This window comes from Micromonospora sp. NPDC005171 (genome assembly GCF_040608575.1).
Taxonomy (GTDB): Bacteria; Actinomycetota; Actinomycetes; order Mycobacteriales; family Micromonosporaceae; genus Micromonospora.
The window spans coordinates 269,734-288,417 of record NZ_JBEXIM010000001.1 but is presented as its reverse complement, the minus strand read 5'-3'; the positions used below and the strand labels follow the sequence as shown (position 1 = coordinate 288,417).

The 18,684-nt window shown below is 70.9% G+C and carries 20 protein-coding genes; 12 read left to right on the top strand and 8 right to left on the bottom strand.

Going from position 1 to position 18,684, the window contains the following annotated elements; all coding sequences use genetic code 11:
* Positions 1-37: 37 nt before the first annotated feature.
* Genes ABZU74_RS01295 through ABZU74_RS01280 form a run of 4 tightly spaced genes read right to left on the bottom strand, consistent with a single transcriptional unit; the run spans position 38 to position 2,691 of the window.
* Positions 38-775: an ABC transporter permease gene (locus tag ABZU74_RS01295; RefSeq protein ID WP_355416928.1), complete on the bottom strand. Its 738-nt coding sequence runs from the start codon at positions 773-775 to the stop codon at positions 38-40.
* 10 nt (positions 776-785) lie between these two features.
* Complete coding sequence (locus ABZU74_RS01290; RefSeq protein ID WP_355416925.1) at positions 786-1,742, bottom strand: ABC transporter ATP-binding protein; 957 nt, start codon at positions 1,740-1,742, stop codon at positions 786-788.
* Positions 1,739-2,050, bottom strand: coding sequence for a transcriptional regulator (locus ABZU74_RS01285; RefSeq protein ID WP_327033218.1), 312 nt, complete (start codon positions 2,048-2,050; stop codon positions 1,739-1,741). Before ABZU74_RS01285 ends, ABZU74_RS01290 begins: the two co-directional genes overlap by 4 nt.
* A complete protein-coding gene (locus tag ABZU74_RS01280) occupies positions 2,047-2,691 on the bottom strand; it encodes a transporter (RefSeq protein WP_355416922.1) in 645 nt (214 codons plus the stop codon). The genes ABZU74_RS01285 and ABZU74_RS01280 overlap by 4 nt, the downstream gene beginning before the upstream one ends.
* A 132-nt stretch (positions 2,692-2,823) precedes the next feature.
* Between ABZU74_RS01280 and ABZU74_RS01275 the strand changes: the two genes are divergently transcribed.
* Genes ABZU74_RS01275 through ABZU74_RS01260 form a run of 4 tightly spaced genes read left to right on the top strand, consistent with a single transcriptional unit; the run spans position 2,824 to position 5,107 of the window.
* Positions 2,824-3,219 carry a type VII secretion target gene (locus tag ABZU74_RS01275; protein ID WP_355416919.1) on the top strand — a complete coding sequence of 132 codons (396 nt, stop codon included), beginning with the start codon at positions 2,824-2,826 and terminating at the stop codon, positions 3,217-3,219.
* Positions 3,216-4,142, top strand: coding sequence for a WXG100 family type VII secretion target (locus ABZU74_RS01270; protein WP_355416916.1), 927 nt, complete (start codon positions 3,216-3,218; stop codon positions 4,140-4,142). Before ABZU74_RS01275 ends, ABZU74_RS01270 begins: the two co-directional genes overlap by 4 nt.
* A gap of 9 nt (positions 4,143-4,151) precedes the next feature.
* Positions 4,152-4,496 (top strand): YbaB/EbfC family nucleoid-associated protein, encoded by a 345-nt coding sequence (locus tag ABZU74_RS01265; protein WP_355416913.1) that lies wholly within the window; start codon positions 4,152-4,154, stop codon positions 4,494-4,496.
* Positions 4,496-5,107 carry a hypothetical protein gene (locus tag ABZU74_RS01260; RefSeq protein ID WP_355416910.1) on the top strand — a complete coding sequence of 204 codons (612 nt, stop codon included), beginning with the start codon at positions 4,496-4,498 and terminating at the stop codon, positions 5,105-5,107. Before ABZU74_RS01265 ends, ABZU74_RS01260 begins: the two co-directional genes overlap by 1 nt.
* Here the strand turns inward: ABZU74_RS01260 and ABZU74_RS01255 are convergent.
* Together ABZU74_RS01255 and ABZU74_RS01250 are read right to left on the bottom strand one after the other, a co-directional pair.
* A complete protein-coding gene (locus ABZU74_RS01255; protein WP_355416907.1) occupies positions 5,096-7,366 on the bottom strand; it encodes an AAA family ATPase in 2,271 nt (756 codons plus the stop codon). The genes ABZU74_RS01260 and ABZU74_RS01255 overlap by 12 nt on opposite strands.
* Before the next feature lie 689 nt (positions 7,367-8,055).
* Complete coding sequence (locus ABZU74_RS01250) at positions 8,056-9,306, bottom strand: DUF222 domain-containing protein (RefSeq protein WP_355416904.1); 1,251 nt, start codon at positions 9,304-9,306, stop codon at positions 8,056-8,058.
* 211 nt (positions 9,307-9,517) lie between these two features.
* Between ABZU74_RS01250 and ABZU74_RS01245 the strand changes: the two genes are divergently transcribed.
* The 3 genes from ABZU74_RS01245 (at position 9,518) to ABZU74_RS01235 (ending at position 12,439) form a co-directional block, all read left to right on the top strand.
* The gene (locus ABZU74_RS01245; RefSeq protein WP_355416901.1) at positions 9,518-10,102 is read left to right on the top strand and encodes a winged helix-turn-helix domain-containing protein; all 585 of its coding nucleotides are present in this window, start codon (positions 9,518-9,520) and stop codon (positions 10,100-10,102) included.
* Between the two features lie 42 nt (positions 10,103-10,144).
* Positions 10,145-11,494: an MFS transporter gene (locus ABZU74_RS01240; RefSeq protein ID WP_355416898.1), complete on the top strand. Its 1,350-nt coding sequence runs from the start codon at positions 10,145-10,147 to the stop codon at positions 11,492-11,494.
* Between the two features lie 93 nt (positions 11,495-11,587).
* Complete coding sequence (locus ABZU74_RS01235) at positions 11,588-12,439, top strand: menaquinone biosynthesis protein (protein WP_355416895.1); 852 nt, start codon at positions 11,588-11,590, stop codon at positions 12,437-12,439.
* Positions 12,440-12,573: 134 nt separating this feature from the next.
* Here ABZU74_RS01235 and ABZU74_RS01230 read toward each other — a convergent pair whose 3' ends face one another.
* The gene (locus ABZU74_RS01230; protein WP_355416892.1) at positions 12,574-13,536 is read right to left on the bottom strand and encodes a hypothetical protein; all 963 of its coding nucleotides are present in this window, start codon (positions 13,534-13,536) and stop codon (positions 12,574-12,576) included.
* Positions 13,536-14,525: a hypothetical protein gene (locus ABZU74_RS01225; RefSeq protein WP_355416889.1), complete on the bottom strand. Its 990-nt coding sequence runs from the start codon at positions 14,523-14,525 to the stop codon at positions 13,536-13,538. The genes ABZU74_RS01230 and ABZU74_RS01225 overlap by 1 nt, the downstream gene beginning before the upstream one ends.
* Positions 14,526-14,896: 371 nt before the next feature.
* On the opposite strand from ABZU74_RS01225, the gene paaA reads away from it, so the two are divergent.
* From paaA to paaE, 5 genes are read left to right on the top strand one after another with little or no spacing between them, the layout of a single operon-like run.
* Positions 14,897-15,973: a 1,2-phenylacetyl-CoA epoxidase subunit PaaA gene (gene paaA / locus ABZU74_RS01220; RefSeq protein WP_355416886.1), complete on the top strand. Its 1,077-nt coding sequence runs from the start codon at positions 14,897-14,899 to the stop codon at positions 15,971-15,973.
* The gene (gene paaB / locus ABZU74_RS01215) at positions 15,970-16,254 is read left to right on the top strand and encodes a 1,2-phenylacetyl-CoA epoxidase subunit PaaB (protein ID WP_145785911.1); all 285 of its coding nucleotides are present in this window, start codon (positions 15,970-15,972) and stop codon (positions 16,252-16,254) included. Before paaA ends, paaB begins: the two co-directional genes overlap by 4 nt.
* A complete protein-coding gene (paaC, locus tag ABZU74_RS01210; RefSeq protein WP_355416882.1) occupies positions 16,251-16,976 on the top strand; it encodes a 1,2-phenylacetyl-CoA epoxidase subunit PaaC in 726 nt (241 codons plus the stop codon). The genes paaB and paaC overlap by 4 nt, the downstream gene beginning before the upstream one ends.
* Before the next feature lie 44 nt (positions 16,977-17,020).
* A complete protein-coding gene (gene paaD, locus ABZU74_RS01205) occupies positions 17,021-17,494 on the top strand; it encodes a 1,2-phenylacetyl-CoA epoxidase subunit PaaD (protein WP_355418193.1) in 474 nt (157 codons plus the stop codon).
* On the top strand, positions 17,491-18,600 hold the full coding sequence (gene paaE, locus ABZU74_RS01200) for a 1,2-phenylacetyl-CoA epoxidase subunit PaaE (RefSeq protein ID WP_355416879.1): 1,110 nt from the start codon (positions 17,491-17,493) through the stop codon (positions 18,598-18,600). Before paaD ends, paaE begins: the two co-directional genes overlap by 4 nt.
* Positions 18,601-18,684 lie beyond the last annotated feature (84 nt).

Genomic DNA, 18,684 nt, shown 5'->3' with positions numbered 1-18,684 from the left:
CGTCCCACCGCGGCTCGGGGCGGAAACGGACGAATCGTCAGCTGAACCGGCGACCCTCGTCGCGCCGGTACGCCCAGCCGGCGAGCGCCGCGAGCAGCACCACCCAGACGCCGAGCATGATCAGTGCCAGCGGCTCGACGCGGTAGTCGCCGACCGCCGCCCACATCAGTTCGGCCGCGCCCCGGGTGGGCAGGTACGGCGCGATCGTCTCGATGAACCCGGGCGCGTCACCCGGCGCGGAGAGCAGGCCGCCGCCGAACGCGAGCGGCAGGAAGACGACCTGCGCCACCACGATCGCCGCCTTGCTGGGCAGCGAGTAGCCGATGGCGAGCCCCATCAGCGTGAACGGCACCGAGATGACGGCCACCGTGCCGAGAGCCAGCAGGAACGCCGCCGGGGTGAGCTGGGCCGCGGTCAGCGTCGCGCCGATCACCACGACCGGGATCAGCGACAGGTAGGTCAGTGCCAGGCCGGCCAGCACCCGGCCGGCGAACCGTGGCGCCGGCCCGGCCGGCAGGGTCCGGGTGTACGGGTTCCAGGGCTGGTCGCGGTCCTCGGCGACACCGACGCCGTACTGGAAGATGTTGGCGCTCATCACCGAGAAGGTGACCATCGACGCGGTGGCGTAGGTGGCGCCGACCGGATCGTCACCGGCAAACGGCACCACGAAGAAGATCATGGCGGCGGCCGGGAAGAAGGCGCTGCCGAAGACGGCCACCGGAATCCGGATGATCTCCAGGAGCTGGTAGCGGGCGTGGACCAGGGCGAGCTGCACTGTCGCCTCCTCAGACGGTGGTGGGTAGGCCGCCGGCAGCGGCGGTGGTGGGTAGGCCTGTGCCGGCGGGCGTGTCCCCGCCGGAGGCAGTCCCGCCGGGGGCGTCGCTGCTGGTGATGGCGAGGAACGCCTCCTCCAGCGAGGTGGGCCGTACCTCCAGGTCAGTGAAGGCCGTTCCGGCCGTGACCAGCGCGCGGACCAGTTCGTCGGCGTCGGTGGTGAGCAGGTGCAGCCGACCGTCGACACGTTCGCTGCGTACCACCCCGGGCAGGTCGGGCAGGTCATCGGCGACCAGACTGACCCGGCGTACGCCCACGATGCCGCGCACCGCGTCCACTGAGTCGTCGGCGAGCACCCGGCCCTGCCCGATGACCACCACCCGGTGCGCGAGCGCCTCCACCTCCTCCAGGTAGTGGCTGCTCAACAGCACCGTGCCACCGTCGGCGTGGAAAGCCCGGATCGCGTCCCACAGGGTGTGCCGGGCGGCCACGTCCAGGCCCGTGGTTGGTTCGTCCAGCAGCACCAGCCGGGGCCGGCCGACGAACGCCAACGCCACGGCCAACCGGCGGCGCTGCCCGCCGGAGAGCCCACCGGTCTGCCGTCGGGCCAGGTCGGCGAGGCCGAAGCGGTCGAGCAGCTCCGCCCGGGGCACCGGGTCGGGGTAGTGCGCGGAGACGAAGTCGACGACCTCGCCGACGCGCAGCGTGCCGGGCAGCCCGGTCTCCTGCGGGGTGACCCCGATCTGCCGCCGGCTCGCCGGGTCGCGGGGGTCGCCACCGAACAGCTGCACCCGCCCCGAGCTGGGGCGGCGCAGGCCCACCAGCAGGTTTATCAGGGTGCTCTTGCCTGCACCGTTCGGCCCGAGCAGGCCGACCAGCTCGCCGGCCCGGACTTCCAGGTCGACGCGGTCGAGGGCGAGGACGTCGCCGTACCGGCGGCTGGCCTGGTCGGCGCGGGCGAGAGTCATGACTGCTCCTTCGACGGGGTGGGGTCGAGCAGGGCGCGAATCGCTTCGGTGTACTCCTCGAACGCCAGTCGGCCTCGCCGGCTGAGCCCGACCAGGGTCGCCGGGGTGCGTCCACGATGGGTCTTGCTGATCTCCACGTAGCCGGCCTCCTCAAGCTTGCGCAGATGCACCGAGAGGTTGCCGGCGGTCATCGCGAGCAGCTCCTGCAGTCGAGGGAACGCGATCTTGTCGCCGACGTTGAGAGCCGAGAGGCTGGCCACCACCCGCAGTCGGGCCTGCGCGTGGATGACCGGATCCAACTCGGTCACGGCTGCTGCCGTTGCCGCTGTCGCCGCCGGGCGAGTGCGCCGGCCACCAGCATTCCGCCGCCGCCGGCCACTGCCACGACGAGCGGGTGCCAGCCCGGCCCGGCGATCGCCCCGACCAGGTTGATCACGCTGATCCAGACGCCCAGCCGGAACAGGTCCTGGTCCAGCCAGACCGCCCCGCCGGCCATGTGCAGCGCGCCGGTCAGCCCGACGGCGGTCGCCGACCAGAGCAGCGCCGCCAGGTCGTGCGGCAGGTGCTCGGAGATCCGGCCCAGCCCCGCGTAGACGCTCACCGAACCGAGGGCCCAGGCGTACCCGTACCACTGCCCACGCCGGGCGGAGTCGCCGATCACCTGGCCGTATGCCCGCACGCTCACCACCGCCTGGATCGCTCCGGCGGTTGCGAGCAGTACGAAGAGGACGGTCAGCGGCAGCCAGTTCGGCAGGTGGACCAGCGCCCGGTCACCGGGAGCGAACCGCAGGAAGAACAGCCCGAAGCCGACCAGCCAGGCGACGCCCCACGGCCAGTAGAGCAGGCGGGCATCGGGATCGAGCCGGCGTGCCGTCGCCGACCGTTGGCCCTGGATCAGCCGGAGCGCTGCTGCGGCGTCGGTGGGTGGTGAATCATCATCGAGGTCCACGCAAACTACTTTACGGCACAAAGTCGAAGTGGGTGACCCCGTCATCACCGACGGGTCCCCCGGTCGGGGCGGGCAGTGCCTATGGTGGGGACGTGGCGACTGATCCGTCGCACAGGCCACAGGGGAGGGTCCGTGTCGAGCCCGAGCAATGAGCTGGAGGTCCAGCCGGAGGCCCTGACGGCGTTCGCCGCAGGGTCCAAGGATCGGGCGGCCCGTTTCCGCGAGCTGCACCGCGCCTTCGGCGACGGGCACGTGCCCCGGCACGCCTTCGGGGTGATGCCGGCTTCCTTCAACCTCGCGGCGACGTACGCCGAGCAGTTCGAGGCGTGCCTGCAGGGGCTCGCCGACGGCGCCGAGATGATGGCCGACATCGCGGAGGGGCTCAGCGACACCGCCGCCGCCTACACCGGCACCGACGCGGCCAACACCGACCTGTTCGTGCCCGGCCGCCCGCCCGCCCCCGACGTCATGGCACCCGGCCCCTGGTCGGGTGGCACCGGCGCTCCGAGCGGGCCGGTGCCCGCATGAGCACCGAGGCGTTGCAGCGCAACAAGACCTACTTCGAGCAGATCGTGTCGGGCACACCCGACCCGTTCAAGCCGCTCTCCAACGCGGTGCTCTGGCCGTTCGAGCAGCTGCTGGAGCTGGTCGCCGGCGAACCGGACGACCTGATGCGGGCCGCGCAGCTCTGCCTGGACACCGGCGCGGCGGTCCGGGAGATCGCCGGTGACCAGATCGCCGACCGGGCCCGGTTGCGCGGCGCCTGGACGGGCGACGCCGCCGAGAGCTTCCATGCCTCGATGGAGTCGGTGGAAGCGGCGATCGAGGAGTTGGCACAGGGGCTCGACGGCACCAAGGACGTGCTGGTCGAGGCGGCGAACGCGGCGGTGGACGCGTTCAACCTGCTGGTCGAGCTGATCCTCGAGTTCCTGCTCTGGTTCCTCACCGAGGTGATCATCGCGGCGGTGGCCGCGGCGCTGAGCGCCGGCGTCTCGCTGGCCGCCACCGTGGTCCGGGTGCTGGCCCGGCTGGCCACCACCGTGGGCCGGATGGTCAAGATCGTCGCCCGGTTCGCCGAGGTGCTCACCCGCCTCGCCACCCGGTTGGGCAAGGTCGCCGGGCAGCTCCGCAAATACGCGGACACCGTCATGGAGATCAAGCGGCGCAAGAAGCAGTACAAGCTGCTCAGCAAGGGCGGCTGGACGCCCGAGGGGCGGGCCTTCCAGGTCGAGAAGTTCAAGACCCTCTTTCCTGGCAAGTTCGTCATCAACCAGGTCTCGCCGGTCAACATCCCCGGCTTCGGCGGCGCTCTGCTGGACACCGGCGTGGGCCTGCACGACATCTCCGACGGGCACAAGGACCGCAACTACCTGGTGGACGGCACGTACAGCGAAGACCTGGGCCCGTACACAGTGGGTGTGCAGAATGTCTTCGACTCCATCGTGAACTGAGAGGCAGCCATGACCTTCCCCGCCCTGGACCGAATCGAGGCGCTGGCTCGAAACCTCGACGGATGGCAGCGGCAACTCGCCGACCGGATGGCGGAGCTGGAGCAGACCAGCGCCGAGGGCGTCAGCGACTCCGGCCTGGTGCGGGTCACCGCCGCCGCCGACGGCAAGATCGTCTCTACCGAGCTGAACCCGCGGGCGATGCGACTGGATTCGTACAGCCTGGCCGAGGAGTTCACCACAGCCGCCAACCGGGCGCAGGAGGCCGCCGCCGCCCAGGTCCGGGAATTGGTGGGTGAGGTCATCGGCACGCCCGGTGCCGGTCCGCGCCAACCCGACGACCACGAGGGGCGCTGATGACCGTCGACGAGAGTCAGACACGGTACGTCGAAGGGCTCACCCGACTGCTGCCGGCCGGGGAACAGGTTCGTGCGGTGGCCCAGGTGCGAGAGGGCGGAGGGCTGGCCCCGGCGCCGCCCTCGCAGCCGTCGACGCCGCCCGCCACGGGTGGGCCGAGCTTTCTGGGCGTCCTGCTCAACGTGCTGTCACCGAACATCACCTTCGGTCGGGCGGACAACGCCGTCGACTGGCTCTTCTTAGGTGTCGGAGGTCGAGGCGAACCGGATTCCCAAGCATCAGTGCTGCACCACGCCCTCACCGTGGCGGCGAAGGGCTCAGGCCTCCGATACCTCGTACTGGCGGTCACCGACCAGCGGCTGCTGCTCGGCGCGACAGCACCCGTCGGGCTGCTCTCCAGCTCGGCGGCGGACGAACGGGCGAAGGCCGACATCGAACTGCTCGGGTCCGTTCCGCGAACGACCGTCACCGCCCGGTTCGGTAGGTACCGGTTGAACTGGAAGCGGCTGCGGCTCGACTTCGCCGACGGGTCGTGGCTGTCGTTCCACGTGCCGCTTGCCGAGTCAGGCCGCCCGCTGCGGGAGATCGCGGCGGCCCTGTCAGCCGCCTGACCCGCTGACGAGCGGGGCGGGCAGCGGCGCAACGTGCAGCACCGCCAGGCGGGACACCGCCCGGGTGAGCACCACGTACAGCCGATGCAGCCCGCGTGGCTCGGCCGCGACGATCGCGGCCGGCTCAACCACCACCACATGGTCGTACTCAAGCCCCTTGACCAGCGTCGCCGGCACCACCGTGACCCGCTCCGCGGCCGCCACGTCGTCGGCGGTCGCGGTCTCGACACCGGCCTCGGCCAGCGCCGCGCGCAGACCGTCGACCGCGTCGTCCGCGGCGATCACACCGACCGAGCCGTCGTGGGCGAGCGCCGCCCGCACCTCCGCCACCGTCGCCGAGGTCAGGTCGTTCACCGTACGCACGTCCAGGCCGCCGTCGTGGCGCAGCGACTCGGCCGGCGGTACGTCCACCGCGAGCGCCGGGAGCAGCAGGTTCGCGAAAGCGACGACCGCGGCGGGCACGCGGAAACCGATGGTCAACGGCACCACCACCGCGTCGGGCTTGCCCAGGTGAGCAAGGGACTCCCTCCAGTCGGTCGCCGCCCACGGCGCGGTGCCCTGGGCGAGGTCACCCAGGAGCGTTACCGAGCCGTGCTCGCTGCGCCGGGCGATGGCCCGGCACTGCATCGGGGAGAGGTCCTGCGCCTCGTCCACCACCACGTGCCCGAACCCGGAAAGCCGTTCCAGCAGCCCGGTCGCCTCGTCGATCAGCACCGCGTCGGCAGCGGTCCAGCGGGTCGCCTTCGGCGTGCGGGCCGGCTTCGCCCAGGTGAGCTGCGCCTGCTCGGCGTCGCTGAGCAGCCCGTCCGCCGCTGCGGCCAGCCGGGCCGGATCGGAGAACAAACCGTGCACCAGCCCTTCCGGGGTGAGCGCCGGCCAGACCGCGTCCAGGAAATCGAGCATCGGCCGGCAGCGGCTCATCCGGCGAAGCCAGGCATCGCTGGGCGACTCCGCGCGCCGCGCCTCGGCCTGCCGTTGCAGCAGGCTCACCACCCGCGCCTGGACGCGCTCCCGACCCGTGCCGTACGGCAGTCCTTCCCGACGGGTCTCCTCGACGATCCGGTGCAACGGCTCCACCCCGATCCGCCAGCGGAACGAACCGTCCGACACGGTGATCGACTCGGTCGGAGTGCCGATCCGTGCCTGCACCGCGCGCCGCAGCACGCTCGCCATCCGTACGTCGTGCTTGAGCGCGGCCACCGCCGGCGCCTCAACCGCCCGGACCGGCACCCGGGAGATCAACTCCTCCACCGTGGCCTGCTCGACCTCGACCTCCCCGAGCGCCGGCAACACCGCCGCGATGTACGACAGGAACGCCCGGTTCGGCCCGACGATCAGCACACCCGCCCGCCGCAACCGCTGCCGGTGCAGATAGAGCAGGTACGCGGCCCGGTGCAGACCCACAGCCGTCTTCCCCGTGCCCGGCGCGCCCTGCACACAGATCGAGTCGGCGAGGTCAGCCCGGACCAGCTCGTCCTGCTCCGGCTGGATCGTCGCGACGATGTCCCGCATCGGCCCGACGCGCGGACGTTCGATCTCGGCGGTGAGGATCCGACTGGTCGTACCGAGCTCCTCGCCCCGATCCAGCCGCTCATCCTCGAAGCTGGTCAGCACCCCACTGCTGAACCCGAACCGCCGCCGGACCGCCACCCCCTGCGGATCCCGCACACTCGCCCGGTAGAACGACCGGGAGACCGGCGCCCGCCAGTCCAGCACCAACGGCTCGCCCCGCTCGTCGGTGACATGCCGCCGCCCCACGTGATACCGCCGCCCGTAATGATCACCGCTGGCGTCGGGTGCGGTCGGGTCGTTCGTGGTCCTGCTGGCCGTGGTCCTGGTGTCGGTGGTTCTGGTGTCCGTGGCCCTGCTGTCGGCGGCTCTGCTGTCGGTGGTCTTGCTGTTCGTGGCCTGGCTATCGGTGGGTTTGTTGTCGGTGGTCCTGCTGTTCGTGGCCTCGCTGTCGGTGGGTTTGTTGTCGGTGGTCCCGTTGTTTGTGGTCCCGCCGAAGTCGAGGCGGCCGAAAAAGAGCGGAGTGGTCGGATCGTCAGCCAGCTCGGCCACCCGGCGGGCCAGGGTGCGGCCGAGCGTCTCGGCCGCGTACGCGTCGCCGGCCACCTGGTCACCGGTCGCGAAGAGGGACTCGGCCCGCTCCCGCAGCCGAGCCAGCGCCGCCCGCGAGGTGGTGAGGTGTGCGCGTTCGGCGGCCAAGTCCGCGTCGAGGTCGGCGTCGAGCTGGGTGTCGAGGTCAAAAGCGGGCATGCTGACGTCCCATCGTTCACATCTGCTGCGCGCTCGCGTGTCCGGGGGCGGATGGCCGGCCACCCGGCGCGAAGACGTCCGTTCCGGTGCAGCTCACCTCGGCCGTCAAGCGGCCTGCAACCCTACGCTCCCCAACCCGCCGCATCCAGTGAATTACCGACGCGACCACCCATCCGAGACGGTGTGTCGCCACGGAGGTCGCCGAGGAGGCGCGTAGACGGGTGATGCGGCATCGAGATGGGCGCGATGCCGAGCTCGGGTGCCGCTGACGATCACGTCCCCGCGACCCTCGCGTCGTGCCGCGCGCCGTGCTTCCGTCGTTTCGCGCGCCGCGCCCCGGGTCGTGTCTCGCGTCGTGCCGTGCGCCGTGGTGCTGTCCTGTCTCGCGCTCCGCCGTGCGCCGTGCCGTGCCGTGCACTCTGCCGTGCCGTGCGCCGAGCCCTCGCCTCGCCGTGCGCGCCGTGCTCTCTGGCGCTGCGCCCGCCGCAGGCGCTGTGATCGACTCGGGTTTCATAAAGTTGCGGTATCCAGGACAGTGCGACGCCCCGATTTCCAGGAAGCCGAGTCGATCACCGGAAGACGCGGCCTGGGACGGCAGGAGCCAGCGGGGTTGTCGTGTGTTTGGTCGCTGGTCGCTGGTGGCTGATGGCTGGTGGCGGTCTTGGGCGGCGTGGGCCTGGTCGGCACGATCAGCATCGCAGGTGGTAGAGGTTGCGACGTGGGGTGCGCAGCGGGTCGAGCCAACCGGGCGGGAGGAAGTCGGGTTGGCCGTCCGCCGCGATGCGGACCGTCCAGTCGCCGCTGTGGATGAGCCGATGGTGATAGCCGCAAAGCAGCACCGCATTGCCCAACGCCGTCACCCCGCCGTCGGCCCAGTGTCGGATGTGGTGGCCGTCGCACCATCTCGGTGGCCGGTCACAACCAGGAAAGGCGCAACCCCCGTCACGTAGGACCAGCGCGCGCCGCAGCGGGCCGGTGAAGAGGCGGCGCTGGCGACCGACGTCCAGGACCTGACTGTTGCCGCCGAGCACAGCCGGCAAAACGCCAGCGTCGCAGGCCAGCCGGCGGACCGCACCGGGCGTGAGACGCGTACCGGTCTCCAGCGTTCCGGCGCCTACGCCGTTGACCAGCTCGTCCAGCGACACGGTCACCACCAGCTGAGGACGGTCTCCGCCGTTGTCGGGCAGTTGGCCCGTGCGGAGCGCCAGTCGGCAGATCTCGCCCAACGCGTCGGCGCGGCGCTGACCAGGACTGCGGTCGTCGTACTCACCGGCTGGGGCGCAGAGCGGATCGATCGCCTCGCGGAGCAGGCTCGCGGTTTCGGTGTCGAGGTTGCCGCTGAGGCGTACCTGCCCGTTCTGTTGCTCGGAGAGCGTGACGTGCCGGCGGGCCTCGGCCCGCTCGGTGGCCCGTTCCAGAGCCTTGAGCTCAGCCTGGTCGGCCAGCTCCGGGGCAACGTGCGTGAGGACGCGTTCGCCGAGCCGGCTGAGGCTGGTCGGGTCGAAACGGTCGGCCCAGGTGACCAGCAGGTGAGTGGCCTTGTCGGCTACTTCGGGACCAGCCTCGACCGGGAGAGCGGCGATCGTCTCGGCCACCACTCGCCCCTGCTCGACGCTGATGGCACCGGTCAGCAGGGCGTCGCGCACTGCCGGCGGGGCGGCGTCGATGGTGGCGGCGAGTTGGACCAGTTGGCGCGCGCCGCGACCGGAGAGCCGGAGCCGATCCCGCAGCCAGACTGCCGTGGACGAGGCGCCCTGGGCGACCGCCAGCCCGCGACCGTCCAACTCGCGGACCAGACCGAGCTGGACGGTTGCCAGCCGCTGCGCCAGCACGTGAGTCGCGTCGAGAGACGCAAGCAACTCGTCATCGGAGAGCCCCCAGAGCGTGGTCTCGGCGCAGTCGTCAACCGCGCCGCCCACCTGCTCCAACGCCTCCAACATGTATCGAGAATAGAACTGGTGTACGACACTTTCCGGTCAGCGCCGATCAATGGATGGAAAGTGAATTCGTCGATCATTGCGAGCCATCCACGCCGCGCTTGCCGTCGAATCCGCCTGCTCGCTGCCGAGGGTAAGCGTGGCTGACGCGCGGTGGTCCGTGCGGGACGTGGGGGTGATGGCAGGTTGGGGGCGAGGCCGGGATCATGGGCCTATGACCGAGGCCCGCCCCGATTCGCGCCGGATGACGATCAGCGACCCCCAGGTGATGCGGGCGATGGCTCATCCGGCCCGGATCGCGATCATGGAGTACTTGAACAGTCGTGAGAGCGGTGGGACCGCCACCGAGTGCGCCGAGATCGTTGGGCTGTCGCCGAGCGCGACCAGTTATCACCTGCGTGCGCTGGCGAAGTTCGGCCTGGTCGAGCAGGCGCCGAGCCGGGGGGACGCGCGCGAGCGGCTGTGGCGCGTGCCGAGTGTGAGTGTGCTGGTCGAGGCGGGTCGTGATGCCGGGCCCGAGGCGCGTGCGGCCGAGCAGGCGCTGGTGGAGGCGCATGCGGTCCGGGCTATGGAGCGGACGCGGGACTGGTTGCGGCGCGCCGGGGACGAGCCCGCCGAGTGGTACGACACGGCCCTGTTCAGCGACACGCTGTTGCTGCTCACCGCCGAGGAGTTGGCCGAGTTGAACGAGGCGGTGTTGGCACTGCTCCGGCCGTATCACCCGCGGCGGCGGCAAGGTGATCCACCGCCGGGGGCGCGCACGGTCGCTGTGCAGTACCGGACGGTGCCGCTCGCATAGGCAGGGTTGCATGAATCAGTTGTGAAGGATTATTTTCGAAGTATGTCCTTCACAACTGATGAGTCGCGCTGGGCTGACGTCTGGCTCTCCGCTGCTGCGCGGGGCACCACCATCTGCGGTGACTTCCTCGCCGCGACCGCGCTGGCGCTTGCCCTGCAGGGAGCCGGTGCTGGAGGTCTGGCGGTGTCGGGGTTGCTTCTGGCCGCCACGCTGCCGCTGGTGGTGCTCGCCCCACTCGCGGGTCGACTCGCCGACCGGACGGACAGCCGTACCCTGCTGGTGACCATCGGGTTCGGACAGGCCGCGATCTGCGCGCTCCTCGCCGTCGTCGAGCAACCGGTCCTGGTGGTCGGGCTCGTCGCCCTGTTGGCCTGCGGGCTCGCGGTGACCCAACCCTGCCTGGCAGCGCTGCTGCCGGCGATGGTCCGTCCGGCCGACCTGCCGCGGGCCAGCGCGATCAGTCAGACCGCCGTCTCGCTCGGCGCGCTCGGCGGTCCGGTGCTGGCCGGCCTGTTGGTGGGACAGTTCGGCACTCGCGTACCGCTGCTTCTCGATGCCGGGACCTACCTGGCACTCGTGGTCGCGGGCCTGCTGCTGCGGACCCGACGCGGCGGCCGACGGCCCGCCGCCAGCCAGACCGCCGCCAGCAGCGAGGCCGCCGCCGTGAGCAGCCAGGCCGTCTCGGGGGGCGTGGCAACCCCAGGGGGTACGGAGATCGGCTGGCGGCTGCGCCGCGACCCGCTGATGCTCGTCATGGTGGTGAGCACCGCTGTGGTGATCGCGGCGATCGGCGGTATCAACGTGATCGAGGTCTTCTTCATCCGAGAGACGTTGGGGGGTTCCCCGACGACGTACGGCCTGGTCAGTGCCGCATGGATGGCCGGCATGCTGCCGGGGAGCTGGCTTGCCGTACGACTCGCCAGGCGGCTCGACGACGACGGCGCGTTGGTACGGGGGGTGCTGGCCACTCTGGCCGTGTGCAGCCTGATGGTGTTGCTCGCGGCGACAGTGCCGGCGGCGGGTGTGCTGGTGCCGCTCTGGCTGGTGGGTGGCGTGGCCAACGGCGGCGATAACGTCTTCGCCAACCTGCTCACCGCTCGGCGGGTTCCGGAGGCGATGCGCGCCCGGGCTTACGCCAGCTACGGCGCGGCGGTGCAGGGTGGCTCGATGGTGGGCTTCCTGATCGGCGGGGCGTTGCTCGTGGCCGTTCCGCCTCGGCCGCTGATCGCCGGCGCTGGTGTGGTCGGGCTGCTGGTGGTGCTGGCCTTCGTGCCGGTCGTGACCCGGGCGGTACGACGGTCGTCGCCGACCGATGCGCCGGCAGGCCACCGACGAGCGGCCGACGCGCCGGCAGGTGGTCGACAACAGGCCGATGCGCCAGCAGGCAGCTAGGTCGGACGGCGACCAGCCCGGCCAAGTGGGGGGTTGGCCACTTCCAGGCCGGCCCGCCGAGCCGGAGCCACCCGCCGGGGATACGGTCGGGCCATGGCTGAGCGCATCGCACGCCCGCGGGTCGGGCACATCCAGTTCCTGAACTGTCTGCCGATCTACTGGGGTCTGATGCGCTCCGGTGCCCTGCTCGACGTCGACCTGCAGAAGGACTCGCCGGACCAGTTGAGCGCTGCGTTGGTCGCCGGTGACCTAGACATCGGCCCGATCACGCTGTTGGAGTACCTGAAGCACGCCGACGAGTTGCTGCTCCTACCGGACCTGGCGGTGGGCAGCGACGGGCCGGTGCTCTCGGTCAACATGGTCTCCACCCGGCCCCTCGGCGAGTTGGACGGCGCCCGGGTGGCGCTCGGTTCGACCTCGCGGACCGGGGTCATGCTGGCTCAGTTGCTGCTCGCCGAGCAGTACAACGTGCGGCCCGAATACTTCCGCTGCCCGCCGGATCTGACCCAGATGCTGTTGGAGGCCGACGCCGCCGTGCTGATCGGGGACGTGGCGCTGCGGGCGTACTACGAGGCACCGCAGAAGGGCCTCACGGTCACCGACCTCGGGCAGGCGTGGCGGGAGTGGACGGGCCTGCCGATGGTCTTCGCCGTCTGGGCGGTCCGCCGCGACTTCGCTGCCGCCCACCCCGGCCTGGTGAAGGAGGTGCACGAGGCTTTCCTGCGCTCGCGGGACCTCTGCCTGGCGGAACTGGACCAGGTCGCCGAGGCAGCGGCCCGCTGGGAGACCTTCGACGCGGAGACGCTGGCCACGTACTTCCGGACCCTCGACTTCTCCCTCGGCGACCGGCAGGTCGCCGGGCTGCGCGAGTGGGCCCGGCGGGCCGCCGCCATCGGCGAGGCCCCGGCGCTGCCGGACGGCGGCCCGGAGTTCTTCGCCGGCTGACCGCTGGCGGCCGAGCCAGGGCCCGACAAAACCCCGGCCAGGGACGGCCAAACCCCGGCCAGGGACGGCCAAAACTTCGGCCAGGGACGGCCAAAACTTCGGCCAGAGCCGGCTGGTGTGTCAGCCTGAGTGGCTCAGGTGCCGGGGCGGAGCAGTGCTTCGGTGATCTTCTCGCAGTTCTTCATGCCGTAGTCGTAGCCCATGTTGATCGGGTACTTGACCATCACGCCCATCGTCCAGGTGTCACCGATGGCCAGGCAGTTGATGTGCATCTCCTGCTCCCTGGTCCGGTCGATCCACCCGTTCTTGATGGCAATCTTCTTCTGCTCGGCGGCCGGGAAGGCCTTGCGGATGCCGAAGTCGCCGGCACCGCGAACCAGCTTCATCTCGTTGAGCAGCCACTTGGTCCACTTCGGCCCGGCGGCGGTGCCGGTGGCGATGCAGTTGCCCATCCGGGCGGTGTCCCGGGGAGAGAGCGCCGTCCGGCTCCAACCCTTGTCGGGGGCGACGCTGCTGTCGGTCAGCTTGCACATGGAGATGAGTCGCTCGATCGAGGCGTCCCGGCCGACCAGGTTGTAGAACTGCTCGGCCCGGGTGTTGTCGCTGTCCCGGATGATCCGCGTCGCGTCGGCGAGCTTCGCGTCGCTCGGGGTCTCGCCGGCGTCGGCCGCGCGACGCAGGTAGTCGGAGACGATCCACGCCTTGATCAGTGAGGCGGTCGTGCTGGTCTCGCTCATGTTCTTCGAACCGATGATCTTTCCGGTTCGGCGGTCGAGGACGCTCCAGGAGTACCAGCCCTCAATGTCCAGATTGAGGTCCTTGGCCACGAACGGCAGCGGCTCCAGCGACGGGCTGGGGCTCGGCGACGGCGAGGACGGCTGGCGGGCGCTGCGGTCGGTGCCGGCGCCGGTGGGACGGTCGTTCGTGCTGGAGCCGGCGTCGCCCCACCTGGCCGCGGCGGACGACTCGAACGGCGACCCGGGCAGCAGCCGCAGCGACACCAGCACCAGCCCGATCAGGATGACCGCGACGGCGATCAACCGAATCGGGGAGGCCTCGCCGCCGTTGCGCCGGTCGTCCCGACGGTTGCCGGCCATCAGAGCTTCCCGACCGGTTGCTGCGGCACCTTGAGCGCGGCGCCCGGCTGTGGGGTGACCAGTTGGGTGGTCACGCTGGCGCAGACCTTCGCGCCGTAGTCCAGACCGGTCCTGATCGGGTAGCGCAGCATCACCGCGAGGCTCCACTTGCTGGTGACGGCGAGACAGTTGACGTGCCAGGTGCCGTCGCCGTAGATGGGGGTCCAGCCGTTCTTCATGCTGACCGGGCCCTGCGCGGTAATCGACTTCGGCAGGCCGTCGATGATCCCCCAGCGGCCACCGCCGGACGAGGCCCGCTGGTCCTTGGTCGCGGTGGTGCCCCTGACCTTGCTCATCTGGTCCAACACCCACTTGGTCCACTTCGGGCCGGCGGCCTTACCGTCGGCGATGCAGTCGCCGACCCGCACCGCGTCACGGGGGGACATCCGGGTGAAGCTCCAGTAGCCGGTGTACGGCTTGACGTTGCCGCGCTTGGTGTCGGTCAGCCCGCAGATCTTGATCGCCCGCTGGATCACCGGGTCGGGGATGCTGCTGGTCGAGGCCCGGTAGGAGCCGCCCGCAGCGGCGTAGACCTTGTTTGCCGCTCCGTCGTTGCTGTCGATGATGGCGAATCGAGCCGCTTCCTTCATCGCTGCGGATGGCTCCTTGTCGCCGAGCTGCCGCAGGTAGTCGGAGACGATCCACGCCTTGATCATCGATTCGGTGGAGCTGGTCGCGGTCATGTTCGGCGACCCGGAGATCTTGCCGGTCTTCCGATCCAGCAGGGCCCACGAAAAGAACTCACCCTTGAAGCTCACCGACACCGGGCCGGCCGCCAGGGTGGGCGGTGGTGGTGGGGCGGGCGCGGGCGCGGCGACGCTCGACGTACCGCCACCGCCGCCTCCGCCGCCGTCGTCACTGGCGAGTCGGGCGTACGCGGTGGGGACCAGTAGGACGCCGCCGAGCACGACCGCCGTGATGGCGAGCACCAGGGTCACGCGAGATCGCATGAGTGGGTGAACTCCAGGTGTCAGGGCCGGGGGGACCGGCTTGTCATCGGGACGAATCGGGTGCGATCGCCGAGGCCGGGGGAGGTGGCCTCTGTGGAGATGTCGATGCTGGCACCTGATCGGTTGTCCGGCAGAAGTCTACGTCCGGACCGGCCGACCGCCAGGGTTCGACACTAGGCAACCTGGGATAAAGGCGGGATATGGGGCCGCTATGAGGTTTTTGCAGCGGTTCACCTTTGTTTCGTGGCCTACGTCACGGCGGCCCGGGTGCCTTCAGGTAGCGCAAAGCGCTCATCCGATTACAGATGGGATGCTCGGATTCCTGTTACACCCCCTGGTGCAAGGCGGCGCAAGCTGTAACACTTAGCCTCATGTATGGCAACGACTTCTCCGCCCCGAACGGCGCTCCGGACGACGCGCCCGGTGGTCTGCTGGGCGAGGTCGAGGCCGCCGAGGCCGAGCTGCGGGCAGCGGCGGCGCGCGGGCGGCGTGGCGGACCGGCGCCGGAGGAGGACCTGGCGGCGTACTTCGCCGAGGTGGTCGACGCCGAGCAGAAGATCGAGCCCCGCGACTGGATGCCCGACGCGTACCGGCGGACGCTGATCCGGCAGATCGCTCAGCACGCCCACTCCGAGATCATCGGCATGCAGCCCGAGGGCAACTGGATCAGCCGGGCGCCGTCGCTCAAGCGCAAGGCGATCCTGCTGGCCAAGGTGCAGGACGAGGCGGGCCACGGCCTCTACCTCTACGCCGCCGCCGAGACCCTCGGCATCAGCCGCGACGAGCTGGTCCAACTGCTGCTCGACGGCCGCCAGAAGTACAGCTCGATCTTCAACTACCCCACCCTCAGCTGGGCCGACGTGGGCGCCATCGGGTGGCTGGTGGACGGCGCGGCGATCGTCAACCAGGTGCCGCTCTGCCGCTGTTCCTACGGCCCGTACGCCCGGGCAATGATCCGGGTCTGCAAGGAGGAGTCGTTCCACCAGCGGCAGGGCTACGAGATCCTGCACACCCTGGCGCACGGCACCCCCGAGCAGCAGGCGATGGCCCAGGACGCGGTGGACAGGTGGTGGTACCCGTCGCTTGCCATGTTCGGCCCGCCGGACGGCGGCTCCACGCACTCCGCCCAGTCGATGGCCTGGAAGATCAAGCGCTTCTCGAACGACGACCTGCGGCAACGCTTCGTCGACATGTGCGTCCAGCAGGCCGAGATCCTCGGGCTGCGCATTCCCGACGCGGACCTGCGCTGGAACGACGAGCGGCAGGCGTACGACTACACCCAGCCGGACTACGACGAGCTGATGCGGGTGATCTCTGGCGACGGGCCGTGCAACCGCGAACGGATCGCCCACCGCCGGGCCGCGCACGCCGACGGCAACTGGGTACGCGAGGCCGCCGCGGCGTACGCCGCGAAGCGGGCGGGACGGAAGGAGACGGTCGCAGCATGACGCAACACACCCCGCTCTGGGAGGTCTTCGTGCGGGCCCGGCGTGGGCTGTCGCACACCCACGTCGGCAGCCTGCACGCCCCCGACGCCGAGCTTGCCCTGCGCAACGCCCGTGACCTCTACACCCGCCGCCAGGAGGGCGTGTCGATCTGGGTGGTGCCGGCCAGCGCGATCACCGCGTCCAGCCCGGACGAGAAGGACGCCTTCTTCGACCCGGCCGCCGACAAGGTCTACCGCCACCCCACCTTCTACGAGGTGCCGGACGGGGTGGCCCACCTGTGAACGGGCCCTTCGACTTCACCCTCGCTCTCGCTGACGACGCGTTGATCGCGGCCCAGCGGTTGGCCGAGTGGGCCACCCGTGCCCCGGAGATGGAAGAGGACATCGCGCTGGCCAACATCGCCCTCGACCAGCTCGGCGCGGCGCGCCTGCTGCTGTCGTACGCGGGCGAGCTGGAGGGCGCCGGGCGCGACGAGGACGCGCTGGCGTACCTGCGTGACGACCGCGAGTTCCGCAACGCGCTAGTGGTCGAGCTGCCCAACGGCGACTTCGCGGTGACGATGGCGAAGCTGTTCTTCCTGGCGGCGTACCAACTACCGCTGTACACCGCGCTGGCCGACTGCGCGGACGACCGGTTGGCCGCGATCGGCGCGAAGGCGCGTAAGGAGTCGGCGTACCACCTGGACCACGGCGCGCTGTGGGTGAAGCGGCTCGGTGACGGCACCGAGGAGTCGCATCGCCGGATGCAGGCGGCCGTCGACCACGTGTGGCCGTACACCCATGAGCTGTTCGCCGCGGACCCTGCGGCGCCGGTCGACCCGGCCACCCTGCGGCCGGCGTTCGACGAGGTCGTCGGCCCGGTGCTGGCCGAGGCGACGCTCACCCAGCCGGACAGTGCCTGGGCGCCCGCCGGCGGGCGGGCCGGCGTGCACACCGAGCACCTGGCCTACCTGCTCGCCGAGATGCAGGTGCTGCACCGCGCCCACCCCGGAGCGCGCTGGTGAGCGCGCGGAGCCCGAGCCCGGCAATCGCGAAGGGCACCGGCAGGGTGAGCCCGCGGGAGGCCGCCGCGAGCGTCGTGGACCCGGAGATCCGGGTCATCACCATCGACGAGCTGGGCATCCTGCGCGCGGTCGAGGAGGATCCGGCCAGTGGCCGGGTCACCGTCACCATCACCCCGACCTACACCGGCTGCCCGGCCATGGACGTGATCCGCACCGACATCCGCCGCGCGCTCGCCGCCGCCGGCCACCCGGACGCGGAGGTCCGGACCGTCTACAGCCCACCGTGGAGCACCGACTGGATCTCCGAGGGTGGGCGGGCCAAGCTCGCCGCCGCCGGTATCGCCCCGCCGGCCCCGGTGCCCACCGCCGGCGTCGTGTCGCTGACGCTCGCGGTCCGCTGCCCCCGGTGCGGTTCGCCGGAGACCGAACAGGTCAGCCGGTTCGGCTCCACCGCGTGCAAGGCGTTGTGGCGGTGCCGTTCCTGCTCCGAACCCTTCGACCACCTGAAGGCGCTGTGACTGTCACCATCACCCGCCCGGTTCGCCGCCGGCCGGTCTTCCACCCGTTGTCCGTCGCCGCCGTCGACCGGCTCACCGACGACTCCGTGGTGGTGAGCTTCGCCGTACCCGAGGAACTGCGGGAGACCTTCGCGTTCCGCGCCGGCCAACACCTCACCGTGCGGCGAGCCGCGGAGGACGGCGCGGACGTGCGCCGGTCGTACTCGATCTGCTCCACCCCCGACGACCTGGCCCGGCACGGCCGGTTGCGGATCGGGGTGCGAGAGGTCCCCGGCGGCGCCTTCTCGGCGTTCGCCTGCGGGGCGCTGCGCGGCGGCGACACCGTCGAGGTGCTGCCGCCGCTGGGCACCTTCACCACGGCGTTCGCGCCGGACCGCGCCCGGCACTACGGCGCGGTCGTCGCCGGCTCCGGCATCACGCCGGTGCTCGGGCTGGTCGCGACCGCCCTGGCCGTCGAGCCGGCCAGCACCTTCACACTGGTGTACGGCAACCGCACGGCGAACACCGTGATGTTCGCCGAGGAACTGGCCGACCTGAAGGACCGCCACCCGACCCGGCTGCACCTGGTGCACGTGCTGTCCCGGGAACAGGGCGAGTCGCCGCTGCTCTCCGGTCGGATCGACGCCGAGCGGCTGGGCCGCCTGCTGGACACGATCGTGCCGGGTGACCTCATCGAGGAATGGTTCCTCTGCGGGCCGTACGGCATGGTGGTCGACGTCCGGGACGTGCTGACCGCGCGCGGGCTGCCCGAGTCGGCGGTGCACACCGAACTGTTCCACGTCGACACCCCACCGGAGCCGGTGCGCCGACCCGTCGACCAGCCGGGGGCCGGCACCGAGGTCACCATCGTGCTGGACGGCAGGTCGTCGAGCTTCACCATGGGCCGCGAGGAGCGGGTGCTGGACGCCGCGCTGAAGGTGCGCGGCGAACTGCCGTACGCGTGCAAGGGTGGCGTCTGCTCGACGTGCAAGGCGAAGGTCGTCGACGGTGCGGTCACGATGGCCCGCAACTACGCGCTGGAGCCCGACGAGCTGGCCGCCGGCTACGTGCTGACCTGCCAGTCCAGCCCGACCACCGAGAAGCTCACCGTCGACTACGACGCATGAGCGCATCTCGTTCCGCCGCCGTGGGGTGCCGCGCTGGGGTGCTCGTCACCGACCACGGAGGGGCGTGTGGGCCGCCGAGCGGGC

What these genes read in the sequence shown, in the direction of transcription:
- ABZU74_RS01290 (WP_355416925.1), bottom strand. Translation starts at nt 1,742, where the DNA reads ATGACTCTCGCCCGCGCCGACCAGGCCAGCCGCCGGTACGGCGACGTC.
- ABZU74_RS01270 (WP_355416916.1), top strand. Translation starts at nt 3,216, where the DNA reads ATGAGCACCGAGGCGTTGCAGCGCAACAAGACCTACTTCGAGCAGATC.
- ABZU74_RS01265 (WP_355416913.1), top strand. Translation starts at nt 4,152, where the DNA reads ATGACCTTCCCCGCCCTGGACCGAATCGAGGCGCTGGCTCGAAACCTC.
- ABZU74_RS01260 (WP_355416910.1), top strand. Translation starts at nt 4,496, where the DNA reads ATGACCGTCGACGAGAGTCAGACACGGTACGTCGAAGGGCTCACCCGA.
- ABZU74_RS01255 (WP_355416907.1), bottom strand. Translation starts at nt 7,366, where the DNA reads ATGCCCGCTTTTGACCTCGACACCCAGCTCGACGCCGACCTCGACGCG.
- ABZU74_RS01250 (WP_355416904.1), bottom strand. Translation starts at nt 9,306, where the DNA reads ATGTTGGAGGCGTTGGAGCAGGTGGGCGGCGCGGTTGACGACTGCGCC.
- ABZU74_RS01245 (WP_355416901.1), top strand. Translation starts at nt 9,518, where the DNA reads ATGACCGAGGCCCGCCCCGATTCGCGCCGGATGACGATCAGCGACCCC.
- ABZU74_RS01240 (WP_355416898.1), top strand. Translation starts at nt 10,145, where the DNA reads ATGTCCTTCACAACTGATGAGTCGCGCTGGGCTGACGTCTGGCTCTCC.
- ABZU74_RS01235 (WP_355416895.1), top strand. Translation starts at nt 11,588, where the DNA reads ATGGCTGAGCGCATCGCACGCCCGCGGGTCGGGCACATCCAGTTCCTG.
- ABZU74_RS01230 (WP_355416892.1), bottom strand. Translation starts at nt 13,536, where the DNA reads ATGGCCGGCAACCGTCGGGACGACCGGCGCAACGGCGGCGAGGCCTCC.
- ABZU74_RS01225 (WP_355416889.1), bottom strand. Translation starts at nt 14,525, where the DNA reads ATGCGATCTCGCGTGACCCTGGTGCTCGCCATCACGGCGGTCGTGCTC.
- paaA (WP_355416886.1), top strand. Translation starts at nt 14,897, where the DNA reads ATGTATGGCAACGACTTCTCCGCCCCGAACGGCGCTCCGGACGACGCG.
- paaB (WP_145785911.1), top strand. Translation starts at nt 15,970, where the DNA reads ATGACGCAACACACCCCGCTCTGGGAGGTCTTCGTGCGGGCCCGGCGT.